This is a genomic window from uncultured Dysosmobacter sp., from assembly GCF_947631165.1.
In the GTDB taxonomy this organism is placed as follows: domain Bacteria; phylum Bacillota; class Clostridia; order Oscillospirales; family Oscillospiraceae; genus Oscillibacter.
On record NZ_CANRKH010000020.1, the window covers coordinates 43,184 to 55,716 of the forward strand.

Here is a 12,533-nt window from a genome sequence, read left to right on the forward strand (position 1 = left end):
CTCACTCTGCCGGGAAAAGGCAATCATAGCAGCGGCGCATATTCCGCAGGCCCCGCCGGATGGCAACGCTGACCTTGCTGCTGTCTACGCCCTCCCTCCGGGAGATTTCCGGCTGGTTAATACCGGCGATGTAGTAGGCGTGAACACGGCGGGCCTGTGTCGGAGTGGCATGAGCCAGAGCCGCAGGCAGAGCTGCAATCAGGTGCAGGCGGGTGGTCATTTCTTCTCGTTCCAGCAAAATATCTTCCGGCGATCTGCTGTGTTCCAGTGCGTAATTTTCCAGCCAGCTGTATGCGTCCAGAGAGTAGTAGGCGCTGTGGTAGACTTTCCGACGCTCATAGTTCTCCATCTCCCGCTGGGCCTGATACATCGCTGCCCATACCTTGTCCGTAACATCCACAAACTCGTCATGCCGGTAGTGGGGATACATCCACCGCAGATTGATTGTTTTCATAGGCTTACCTCCTGAAAATTGGAGAGGCGGGCAGCTCGTCCGCTGTCCGCCCCTCGCTGGGATAAGGGAAAATCCCTTTCACTTGGTAGCCAGAAAACAGGTCATTCGTTAAGCCTGTTCTCAAAGAAATTTATAAATTTTTTTCTGACCGCCTCCACACTTTGATAAACAGCCACTTTGGAGCAGCCGCACAGCACACCGATCTCTGCAAGGCTCAGCCCGTCAAGCGCATAGAGCAGGAACCGGCGGCGCTGGGCCTCGGTACAGGTGTCCAGAACAGCCATCAGCTCATGCAGCGTTTCCATGCGGCAAAGGTATTCCTCCGGCGTTTCGCCGTAGACCCCTACACCCTCGGTGGTAATGATGTACTCGTCAAACTCCCGGCCATCCCAATGCCGCCGCTGTTCATGGAACAGGTTCTCCGTTTTATGATCGGCCCGGTCAAGAAATTCATAGACTTCCAGCGTAACCTCCACGGCCACAGCTTGTCCGTTATAATTGATGGTAACTTCCATCTGCCTTTCCTCCATTCAGATTTTTTTGGTAAATCTGAATGGGGCGGCGGAGAACGGCACTGGGGCCAGGGTTCGGGCCATGCTGGCCCGATGTTACGGCCCCACAGGTATGAAAAAACGCCCGGACAGCAGAAAGCTATTCGAGCGCAAAAACTCCAATATTCACTTACAGAATGACAATTTTCGCACCGGCTGCCAGACGGGGCCTGCTCGTTGACTGGGCTTTTTTTGACGGTAGTGAAATATCGTCTGAATTTGTCGGCGGTCAATGTGCTTCATGGCGGTTCCCTCCTAAAGCCGCCGTGTCAGCGTATAGGCGTCACTCCTTTGTTGAGGGCATAAGGAACGGCGGCCTTGATGTACTCAAAACCGCCGCAGTCTTTGAAAATCTATTATGAGCGCACGAAGCTACCTGCCCTGCAACGGTTTTTTTCTTTCCCCGTCTGGCGGGGCAGGATAGCTTGGCTTATTCGGTTTATTCTTGCTCTTGTGCGGCTGCCTCTTTCAGCCGGTCAAAACTCTCATCGCTGATGATGTGTTCAATACGACAGGCATCGGCCTCCGCAGTTTTGGGGTCAACGCCTGTGGTGATAAGCTGCTCGGTAAAGAAGCAGTGACGCTCGTAGATTTTTTCGGCTACCTCGCGGCCCACATCGGTCAGATGGAGAAAGTGATCTTCGTCCATAGTGAGAAAGCCGCCGTCCCGCAAGGTTGCCACTGCATGGCACACACTGGGCTTTGATACCTCCATGTGCCGGGCCACATCTACGGAGCGTACCATACCCGTTTTCTTATGGAGAACAAGGATGGTTTCCAGATAGTCCTCCCCGGACGCATGAAGTTTCATGGAACATCTCCCTTCTAAAACAATTTACACAGCCCAACCAAGACTCTCCTGTTGGATATGGAACAGTTTATGGTACAATCCGTTCTTTTTCATCAATTCATCATGTGTACCGTGTTCCACCAGTCTGCCGTTATCAAGAACGAGAATTTGGTCAGCATCCACAACGGTACGAAGCCGGTGAGCAATCATAATGACCGTCTTACCCTCCACCAGCTTTGCAATGGCCCGCTGGATCAAAACCTCGTTCTCCGGGTCAAGGGATGCGGTTGCCTCGTCCAGAAGAATGATCTGGGCATCTTTCAGCAGCGCGCGGGCAATGGAAATCCGCTGACGCTCACCACCAGAAAGAGTGCTGCCGTTTTCTCCAAGGACAGTCTGATAACCGTCCGGCAATCTCTGGATAAATTCGTCACAGTATGCCGCCTTTGCCGCCGCCATGACCTGCTCCTCGGTAGCGTTCATGTTGCCTACACGGATATTGTTAAAAACAGTATCGTTGAACAGGGTCACATCCTGGAACACAAAGGACATACAGCGCATCAGGTGTTCCGGTTCAATGGTGCTGACATCCATACCACCAATGGTGATCTGGCCTTTTCTTATATCCCAAAAGCGGGCGATCAGTTTGGAAATCGTGCTTTTGCCGCTGCCGGAAGGCCCTACCAGGGCCGTTACGCTGCCAGCAGGAATAGAAAAAGACACATCCTTGATAACATCGTCCTGGTTATATCCGAAAGTGACATTTTTCAGTTCAATGTCATACTTGGATACATCCTTATCCTCGCCCTCCATAGCGGGCGTGGTCAGCAGGGTACGCATACGGTTGGTGACAGTCTCCAAATGAAACAGAGAAGTCAACTGTGAGAGAATGGCAAGGATCGGGCCGTAAATCTGCGTGGAGAACATGAGCAGTACCAGCAGAGGGAGCAATTCGATTTTGCCGCCGGTTATCAGCACCGTTCCAATGAAAATAGTAATGCCAAGCCCTGCTTGCAGGATCAGGCTGGCTCCCTGAACCAGAATACCGGAGGCCAGTTCCACTTTAATGGCGATTTTTTTCATGGCCTGGAGTGCTTTATCCAACGCATCAAAGCGGGAACCGCCAAGACCACAAGATTTGATGATCTTAATACCTTCCAGGTATTCCTGAATCTGGCTGGACGCCTCCAGTTTCACATCCACCTGTTTGTCAAACAGATGAAGTTGCAGCTTGCGCCCGCCCAAGATGATAAGGAATGTAACCGGCATCGTGCAGAAAATCGCAAGGGCCATGCGCCAATCAAAAAACGCCAGACAAATACAAGTCAGAGTAACAGAGATTATATTCGCAATCAGCGGCGGGATGGTACTGCTGAGCATGGATTCCATGCTGCTGCAATCCGCCATCATGTTTGTGGTAATGTCGGACAAATCCTTTGTGTTAAAGAAGCTCATGGGGAGCTTGCGAAGATGCTCCGCGATCCGAAGTCTGGTCGTGCTGGCCTCCTTATAGGAAGCAATATAGGTTTTCCTATAATCGTTTTTCGCGGCCAGAAACACCAGAATAGCCGCCACCAGCCCCAAGCCGAGCAATTTCCACAATGCGGCCCACGAAATTGTTTCTCCAGTAAATGGCTTTAACAACTCCCAAAAGAGCAGGCAGGCTACCATAGACGGAAGCAACAGCGCAATATTAGTTATCGTGCAGGCCGTAATCGCTTTTTTCAGGTCGGAGTAGCCTTTCTCCGACAGCATTAACTTTTCTTTCAGCTTACTCATAGATCACACCGCCTTTCCTGTGCCAATTTTCCAGTTGATCGACTCCGTATAGCTGCTCCACATCTGCGCGTATTTTCCGTCCTTCTTCAACAGCTCGTCATGGGTGCCGGATTCAATCAGACAGCCCTTTTCCATGACAAGGATCTGGTCAGCATTACGAATCGTAGACAGGCGATGGGCGATCATTACAACCGTTTTATTCTGAATCAGCTTTTCAAAGGCTTTTTGAATCAGGTACTCGTTCTCCGGGTCGCTGAACGCAGTTGCCTCGTCCAGAACGATAATGGGCGCGTCTTTTACGATAGCCCTTGCAATGGCAATCCGCTGGCGCTCACCACCGGAAAGATGGACGCCGGTACTGCCGATTACAGTCTGATACCCGTTCGGAAGCTGCTCAATAAATTCATGGCATCTTGCAGCCTTTGCCGCCGCAATCACCTGTTCTTCCGTAGCATCTGGATTTCCCATACGGATGTTATCCAGGATGCTCTGCTTGAACAGGAACGTATCCTGAAATACGAAGCTGACCTTATCCATCAGCGCATCCAGCGGAATGTCCCGAATGTCAACGCCGCCGATCTGAATACTTCCGTCCGTCACATCATAAAGCCGGGAGATCAGGCTGGCGATGGTACTCTTACCGCCACCGGAGGGGCCGACAATGGCTGTCACCTTGCCCTGATCCGCAAAGAAAGAAACATGAGACAGGGCCTTGACCTGGGAATCGGCTTCGTAGGAAAAGCTGACATCCCGGAAAGCAATCCCATAGTTTTCGATTGTTGCCGCCGTACTCTTTTCGGGCAGGACCGGGATACGCAGGATTTCATCCATACGCTCCACGCTGCCGTCAATCTGCGTAAAGGACTCCGAGATATACATGATCTTATTCAGAACACCGGAAATCGCATGGACAATAATCAGGTAGAAAATGAATGTCAGCGAATACTCCCTGAAATCCGTAGTATGCATCCCGATCAGAACACCCACCGGAATCAAAAGCAGATAAATATTGTTGATGATCGTGGTAAAAGCAGGCATACAGTTCTGCCAGCCCAATGCGTATTCCAACACGAAAGAGGTATAGTCTGTAATGGATTTGCTCAACCGCTTAAAGGAATCGGCGGTCTGATTAAATGCTTTGATCTCCGACATACCGCGCACATATTCCACGGAGGCGCTGTTCATGTTTTCCTGAGCGGTCTGGAAACGGTGCATTTTTTCCTTTGCTTCTCCGTTGAAGCCTGCAAACTGCACAATAAAGGCCAGAACAATACCGACCAGGCAAACCACTCCATACCGCCAGTCAATTCCGAGAAGAATGATGACCAGAACAAGCGGTGCGACCAGCGAGGCCACAAAGTCCGGGAGCTGGTGAGCGATGAATTTCTCAACGCTTTCAATGTTTTCGTCCATGATCTTTCTCATTTTGCCGCTGCCCAGGGTCAGATGATACCCAAGGGGAATCTGCATGATGTGGTCGGCAAAGGCCACCTTCAATTCATAAAGCGTTCCAAACGCCGCAACGTGGGAACACAACAGGGCAAAAAAGTAAAATACGATGTTCCCCAAAATTCCAGCCAGGGCCAGCCATCCCCAGGTCGAAATCGTGGAAACATTCAAGAGCGACATATCCGGGTAAACAAACAGGATTTCCCGAATGATGTAGTAGATTGATAAGTACGGTACAAAAGAACAGATCGCAGCCAGCGCCGCCAAAAAACCTGCCAGGAACACCAGCCCTTTATGGCCGGAAGCCAGCTCCAGGCAGCGTGCCAGTCCGGTTTTCGCTTTCGGCTGCTTCTCGTTTTGCTGTGCCATTTCTAACCCTCCTTTTTGTCATATCCAATTTTGTCTAAAAGAGGCTCTGCGCCTCTGATTTGAAAATCATCGGTAATGCAGCCGTTCTCCAGGCGTATTGCCCGCTCACAGCAGGCAAGCGCACACTCCGCGTCATGGGTAATGACGATAATGGTGCGCCCCATCTTTGCCAGCTTGCGGATCATCCGGCTGACATTCCGCATATTCATGCCATCCAGCCCGCTTGTAGGTTCGTCAAGTATGATGATAGGCGCTTCGTGCATCAGAGCTACGCCAAGAGCCAGCCTCTGTTTTTGCCCTCCTGACAGCGTAGAGGGATGCTGTTTGACAAACGGCATCAGCTCCAGGGCCTCCAGAATTTCCTCCGCCGCTTTTTTCCGCTCTGGGCTGACCTCTGCGCCGGTAGTCAGTTCATCCAGCAGGTCCTCACCGAAAAGCTGGCTGTCTAAATCCTGGGGAATGTACCAGACCTTTCCCAAGCGGCCTTTCGATCTACAATGCTTTCCGAACAAAACGACTTCGCCGGATTTCTCTTTCAATAGCCCTGCTAGGATTCGTCCTATGGTGCTTTTGCCCGTCCCGTTAGGGCCGATCAGGGCTACCACTTCTCCCTTGCGGCATTGAAAGTTAACATCCTTTGCCACAATCGTCTCACCAAAAGAGTGGTTCAGCTTTTTCACTTCCAGAACAACCTCGCTGGTTGCCGCAGACGGGATTTCTGCCTGCTCGATCTGGTGCAGGTCAGGAGTGCGAAGCCCCAGCACCCGGATTTCCTCATTGGACAGGGCCTTCATCTGCTGCGCGGTAAATTCCCGTACAATTTTCCCTTTCTGCACACACAGGAAGCGGTCTGCCAGATCCATCAGATAGTAAAGCCGGTGTTCCGCTATAATGATGGTTTTTCCCTGCTGCTTCAAAGCGCGGATAATGTCTGCAAAGCGGTAGGTAGATGCAATATCCAGATTGGCGGACGGTTCATCCATGACATAGATTTCCGGGTCAATCGCCTCCGCAGACGCAATCGCAACTTTCTGGCGCATCCCATAAGACAGGCTGCGCAGACTGTGATCCAGAATGTCCTGAATTTTGATGTCTGCCGCTGCCCGGTGAACATGGTTCTGAATGTCCTCATGGGAATACCCATAGTTCTCACAGCCGAAAGCAATCTCACCAGCTACCTCATTGGCAAAAAACTGGCTCCTGGGGTCTTGAAATACATTCCCTGCGATTTTGCCGCGCTCCCAGGACGGAATCTCTTTCAGCGGTTTTCCGTCCACAAAAACCTCTCCGCTTAATTCCCCCTCGTAAAAGTAGGGGATCAGGCCGTTAATCACTCTTGTCAAAGAGCTTTTCCCGCTCCCTGATGGGCCGGTCATAACAATGACCTCCCCAGCGGCAATGTCTAACGATATGTGTTCCAGTTGATTTCCGTTCCCGCCATAGGAAAAGGTCAGGTCACGGATCATAATTTCTTTTCCCATTCCATTCCTCCTATAAAAGACAGCAGCACACGGCAGCTCCCACGCTGACAACAATCAAAAAGTAATCCAGCGCAGCGATCCGGCTGACATAGTAGCTTTCTTTCTTGTAGGGGCTTTCAATTCCCCTGACAATGGCAGAAGCGGCTAACTCGTCCGCCATCTTTAAGGAGCGGAACACCATCGGAACAATGGCGTATTCCAATGTGTCCATTGGATGCCTCAAAACATTGCCAACCGATTTTAAGAAGCCACGGATTTTCATGGCTTCCCTGACTTCTCCAAATTCATGCAGCACAGTCGGAGCAAAGCGGAGCATGACGATCAAAACAAGCATGATACGGGTGGGGATCGGCATTTTCCTCAAGCTGGCTGTCAGCTTCCCGGACGGGATTTTCGCCAGAAGATAGGCTGGCATAGCGGGCAGTAACAGCTTGTAAATCATGCTGAGTAACAGCGGAGAGGGGATGCTGATTTGATACTTTGTCTCGATCATCAGCCATACAATCGCCACCAGATAGACCACAAAGCATCCAAGAGCCTGTTTATACAGGCCGAACCAGCACAGGATCAGAAAAATCCAAAAGGTAAAAATCCCGTGTCCCCAAAAACTCGTTGTAATAAAGGTCACGATGCAGGCGCACAGTGTCAGGAGAAGAACTGTGCGCCCGTCAATCCGGTCAATCCGCCTTTGCTTTTTTTCTCCGGTCATCATCCTACAATGCCAGCTTTTTGGAAATGTTTTCTGAGCAGGCGCTGGCCGAACAATGTACCGAGGATGGCAAGAACCGCAGTAATAGCAATACCTAGCAGCATCAGTGCTGGAGAAGTTACCATAGAAAACTGCATATTCAGGGTATTGGCATCAAAACCGCTGCTCGCGGCCATTTCCTGATAGCTGTCCCAAGACCACCACAGCGGTACGGCACAGCCTACAAAATTTCCGATTGAGTTGACCATCCAGCCAATTCGGTTGCGAACTGCACTTCGGTATGTATTCTTGCCAACCATGCATAACTCGGCAATGAGGGCTACAATCAAGAAATAGGGAACCAAGAACATATAACCCATAACACCTTGGATTAGTCCATAAACCGTAGCCCAAGCAAACAACAATCCGTGTTTGTTAATGCGATTTGCCGCAACCAAATAAAATGTTGCTCCAATAAAGGCATCAATACCAGCAGAGCCGTATAGATATACTGCTGGGAAAGGCAATGTAACCGTACCAATCACCATTGCAATTGCGAAATTGATGACCATCATTGCGGCAATCGTCATAATATCGCGAACGCCAATTTTTTTCTTTACCGTTTGTTCCATTCCAGAACCCTCCTTAAATATAATAGCGTTGTGGTTAGCCAAAACTAACCACAACGCTATTATACAGTAGTTCGCATCCGCTAACTACTCCAAATGAAAAGACAGTCGGCCCAAACAGCCCAAAAGTTAAATCACTTTTTTGCTTTACGGTAATCCTTTGGAAGCATTCCAAACACTTCTTGAAAGGCTCGCGCAAATTTACTAATATTTGAATATCCAAGTTCACCGGCTATTTGCGTGATTGATTGATCTGTTTCCTGCAAATAAACAGCCGCAAGATTCATTTTATACTTTTTGATATGTGCATAGGGCGTATCGCCATAAATCTGTTTGAAAATAGCTTGAAATGTGACCTTGCTCATTGGCTCCTTTCGCAAAAGTTCTTCTATGGATATTTTTTTGTCGAGGTTTTCTATGAGCTGTTGGCGGATGCGTTTGATGATTTCAATTTGTTCTTTGGCATAATACGTTGCCTCATACTGATCTTCAATCCGCAGCTGTTTGATATGGTAAAATAGTTCCAATAATTTGATACGGAAATAATCTCGCTCTTCAACACCTTTTGCAGCATACAATTCTTCAAAGATATGTAACAACCGCTGTGGTGTCCGACATAAAAACCACTTTTTTTCTAATTCCAATTCTCGTCCGAGATTTAGAACATCAATGTTGTAGTACGAAAAAATCTGTTGTGTTTCCACATCGACAGAATCCTTATCAATCACACAGCTTAGTCCTACACTATATCCAAAGGGAAAGGAATAGGCCGCAGGAATATTAGCAAGGGCATTGATGCAAAATTCTCCCTCTTTCATGTGGAAAACTTTATTATTTCTTAGCTCAAACTCAACGCGTCCTTTTTGGTAATGACGGATTTCGATGATATTCTTATTAGGAATAGGCTCATGGAATGTATCTGAGCAGTTAAAATCCATAAAAATTAAGTCAATACCAGGGAAAAGAGTGTAGTCATAGAGACGACCTGTTCCATTACATTTATATTCGATTTGAACATAATCATTATGTTCATCAGTTAGCGTAGCATATTCACCGTACCATTCTGTTCCATGTAACTCTTTCACTCATATCTTCCTCCTTTTTGGTTAGCGGTAACTAATTATATGTTAAATTGTTTTTTTGCTCTCGTCAACCTCTGACGACATATTCTTTATATTTCATTTAGGATAAAAGTTCAAGGAAAAGATATGGCGGAATTGCAAAACAAACAGAGGCCGCAAGTAGCAGCCTCCGCTTGCAAAATTATTGATAAATCAGCTCTGTCAGCACAATTTCCTCCGCCTGCGCTTTCAGCGTGTTCATCAGGCCCACCCAGCGCATGGGGTTGCGGGCTTTCAGTTCCTCCGTGGCACCCGCAACTTCCATCATGTGAGGCAACATGGTGTCCACACGCTCCTGCGCTGTCCGGTCAATCTCTATCAGGTGTGGATACAGCTTCTCGCTCATCAGTAGTTGGTTGTAGAGAATGGGGCGATGTTCCTTCAGGTAGGATTTTCGCATCCTGCCGTACTTGCCAATAGAAGTTTCCGGCTGTTCAGAAAGTTTTAGGTTGGGTATATCATAATCTCCACAACGAATGTAAGTCAACTTACTCATATTCATTCTCCTTTGCTCCGTGATGATTAGACTGCTGCGCTGGCTGCTATGCCGCCTTTGCGCGGTTCTTCTTTTGGTAGCTGCCCGACAGTAGAAAAAACACCTTTTTTCATATCCTCAGCCCGAATCAGGGCTTTCTTAGCGTCCATTTCCGCTTTTTTCTTCGCCTTGATTTTGTCCTCATACCGTTTCTGTGCGCCGTTGGCTTTTCGTTTCAAATAGTTCTGATGGAGCCCGTCCTTGCGTTCTTCTTTTTTTCGCAATTCTTCCTGTTCCTCCGGTGTTAAAGGAACCGGCTGTAAGGATGGTGGGATATAGCGCCCTAAAAAATTGAAGTAGATTTCAATTTCCTGCGTGGTGTCCTGACTACCTTTTCGGGCGCGTTCATGGACAAGGATTTTCTCTACAAACTCGTTGAGCATGGTGTTTGTCATAGTGTCAAAATTCTCGTACTTATCAATCAGGGCTATAAATTTCTCCGCTGATTTCTGGCTTTGCTCGTAGCCGGTAACAGCCTTTTCCAGCTCCGCAATTTCAATCTCAAGTGCGCCCTGCTCTTTGGCATACTGTGCATCAAGCGCCCTATATCGTGCGTCCGGCAGCTTGCCGAGGGCATTGTCCTCATAGATTTTGCAAATCAGTTTTTCCAGTTCTCCGGCTCTCTTTTGAGCAGCAGCCAGACGCCTGCGCTTTTTCGATATATCGGCACTCTGTTGAGCAACCTGCGTCTCCTGAACAGTGTGAATAAATTCCGTCCGGTCATTTCTGGAATATTCAGCAATAGCCCGGAGCGTGTCGGAAACCAATGTCAGAACAGCACTCTCATTGATACGGTGTTGTGTAGGGCATAGTGTCCCACACGGAACTTTGGTATAATTGGAACAGGTATATTGAGAAATCCGCTTGCCATTGTTGGTGCGGTGGACATACATCTTGCCGCCGCAATCGGCACAATAGAGCAAGCCTGTGAGGGGAGCCGCTTCGCCCCAGCCGTTTGGATAACGCCGTACATTGCTGCGGATTTTCTGCACCAAATCAAAGGTCTGCTGGTCGATAATGGCTTCATGGGTATTCTCAAAGATCGTCCATTTGTCCTCAGAAACATAGTGGCTTTTCTTGTCCTTAAAGTGCTTGCGGGTCTTGAAATTGATGGTGTGCCCTAAATACTCTCGTTTTTTCAAGATATTCACGATGGTAGATGATCCCCATCCATAGGGGTCTTTGACCGGCTTTGAACGGTTCACACCCTCGTTGAAGCGGGCAAGGTGTACGACAGGAATTTCAATCCGGTCTGTGGATAATTTGCAGGCGATCTGGTAAGGCCCATATCCCTCCAGCGTGAGGGAGAATATACGGCGTACCACTTCGGCAGCTTCCTCATCTACCAGCCAATGCTCCCGTTTTTCGTCCCATAAGTAGCCGTAAATCACAGTGCCGGTCAGGTGCTTGCCACTCATGCCTTTTGACTTAAACACAGAGCGGATTTTCCGGCTGGTATCACGGGCGTAAAATTCATTCATAATGTTGCGGAACGGGGTAAAATCGTCATCGCCTTTCAGACTGTCCACACCGTCGTTGATGGCAATCAGCCGGACGCCGCGCTGCCGCAAAATCTCCATAACTTGACCGACTTTCAGATAGTCGCGCCCCAACCGGCTCATGTCCTTGATGACGATTGCCCCTACACGCCCTGCCTCTACTTCCTCCATCATCGCCAAAAATCCGGGGCGGTCAAAACGGGTGCCTGAGATACCATCATCGGTAAAGTGCGTAGGGTTGGGCAGCCCATTCCGGCGGGCAAAATCCTCTAACATCTGTTTTTGGTTGGATATGGAGTTGCTCTCACCCTGTAACTCATCGTCCCGGCTCAGGCGCTCGTACAGTGGGGTAATTTTTTCATTTCTCATGGCTGTACCTCCTGAAACAAAAATGCTCTAAGTGATTGCTTCACTAACCATGACAAAATCATGATTAAGAAGTCACTTAGAGCATATATCACCGCTGGCGAGCTTGTATTTCTTGTACTGCTTGACGGCAAAGCAATCCGGCTTGCGCTTTTCCAGCCCGGCGAACATATAATCCACCGCGTTCATAAAGTTTTCGTCGTTCTCCTTCACCTCCATGCCGCCGATCATATCAACCAGCGTATTCAAGTTCCTGTCCTCTACCGGCCCCTCGAAAATGATATAGGCGATGAGGGCGCAGTAAAGGAGCGTTTCAGCCTTCGTCCAAAACGGATCGCCTTCCTTGCCGTCCCCCTTCGTGTTGGCGATCAGCGTATCAACAAACTTCAAAATGTCCGCCTCGTTGCGGATATAGGCCAGCGGGTTATAGTGCATGGATTTTGAGAAATCAATGGAATTGAACACTTTTACCCGGTAGCCCTGTTTCTGCAAAAAGGCCCCGCATTGTTCCAGCGTCCCGCCTTTGGGGTCTACCACCACATAAGAGCTATAGGCCTGTAAAAGCTGGGGGGTAAGCCAGAAGCGGGTTTTTCCAGAGCCGCTGGAGCCAATCACACAGCAGTTGAGATTGCGGGCGTTCCCCGGTATCTTGGGCCGGGTGTTGATGGTCAGAAACTCCGTCCCGGTGAGAATGACATTTTTCTGAAACACAGGATCGGTAAAGGGCTTTATGTCCTTTGACCTGCCCCATGAAGCGTTTTGTCAAGTGCTTTTTTGAGTTATTGACGCAAATTATCGTGAAAGTGCGAAAGTGCAAAGCGC

The 12,533-nt window shown here is 49.0% G+C and carries 11 protein-coding genes and 1 pseudogene; all 12 read right to left on the reverse strand.

Annotated elements, in window-relative coordinates; genetic code table 11:
* Position 1: 1 nt before the first annotated feature.
* Positions 2-454, reverse strand: coding sequence for an RNA polymerase subunit sigma-24 (locus tag Q0Z69_RS10760; RefSeq protein WP_298033199.1), 453 nt, complete (start codon positions 452-454; stop codon positions 2-4).
* 101 nt (positions 455-555) lie between these two features.
* The gene (locus tag Q0Z69_RS10765) at positions 556-969 is read right to left on the reverse strand and encodes an RNA polymerase sigma factor (protein WP_007860240.1); all 414 of its coding nucleotides are present in this window, start codon (positions 967-969) and stop codon (positions 556-558) included.
* A gap of 475 nt (positions 970-1,444) precedes the next feature.
* Positions 1,445-1,816: a metal-dependent transcriptional regulator gene (locus Q0Z69_RS10770; protein ID WP_298033206.1), complete on the reverse strand. Its 372-nt coding sequence runs from the start codon at positions 1,814-1,816 to the stop codon at positions 1,445-1,447.
* Between the two features lie 24 nt (positions 1,817-1,840).
* Positions 1,841-3,574, reverse strand: coding sequence for an ABC transporter ATP-binding protein (locus tag Q0Z69_RS10775; protein ID WP_298033208.1), 1,734 nt, complete (start codon positions 3,572-3,574; stop codon positions 1,841-1,843).
* Positions 3,575-3,577: 3 nt separating this feature from the next.
* A complete protein-coding gene (locus Q0Z69_RS10780) occupies positions 3,578-5,392 on the reverse strand; it encodes an ABC transporter ATP-binding protein (protein WP_298033210.1) in 1,815 nt (604 codons plus the stop codon).
* Positions 5,393-5,394: 2 nt separating this feature from the next.
* Entirely contained in the window at positions 5,395-6,873 is a 1,479-nt protein-coding gene (locus Q0Z69_RS10785; protein WP_298033213.1) for an ABC transporter ATP-binding protein, read from the reverse strand.
* Between the two features lie 10 nt (positions 6,874-6,883).
* Positions 6,884-7,585 carry an energy-coupling factor transporter transmembrane protein EcfT gene (locus Q0Z69_RS10790; protein WP_298033215.1) on the reverse strand — a complete coding sequence of 234 codons (702 nt, stop codon included), beginning with the start codon at positions 7,583-7,585 and terminating at the stop codon, positions 6,884-6,886.
* Positions 7,582-8,193, reverse strand: a complete 612-nt coding sequence (locus Q0Z69_RS10795) for an MptD family putative ECF transporter S component (protein WP_298033217.1) — start codon at positions 8,191-8,193, stop codon at positions 7,582-7,584. Before Q0Z69_RS10795 ends, Q0Z69_RS10790 begins: the two co-directional genes overlap by 4 nt.
* 131 nt (positions 8,194-8,324) lie before the next feature.
* The gene (locus Q0Z69_RS10800) at positions 8,325-9,275 is read right to left on the reverse strand and encodes an AraC family transcriptional regulator (protein WP_298033219.1); all 951 of its coding nucleotides are present in this window, start codon (positions 9,273-9,275) and stop codon (positions 8,325-8,327) included.
* Between the two features lie 178 nt (positions 9,276-9,453).
* Positions 9,454-9,807 (reverse strand): TnpV protein, encoded by a 354-nt coding sequence (locus tag Q0Z69_RS10805; protein WP_298033222.1) that lies wholly within the window; start codon positions 9,805-9,807, stop codon positions 9,454-9,456.
* Between the two features lie 26 nt (positions 9,808-9,833).
* Positions 9,834-11,714, reverse strand: a complete 1,881-nt coding sequence (locus Q0Z69_RS10810; RefSeq protein WP_298033224.1) for a recombinase family protein — start codon at positions 11,712-11,714, stop codon at positions 9,834-9,836.
* 90 nt (positions 11,715-11,804) lie between these two features.
* A pseudogene (locus Q0Z69_RS10815) lies at positions 11,805-12,470 on the reverse strand (type IV secretory system conjugative DNA transfer family protein); the annotation flags it as partial.
* Positions 12,471-12,533: the final 63 nt, after the last annotated feature.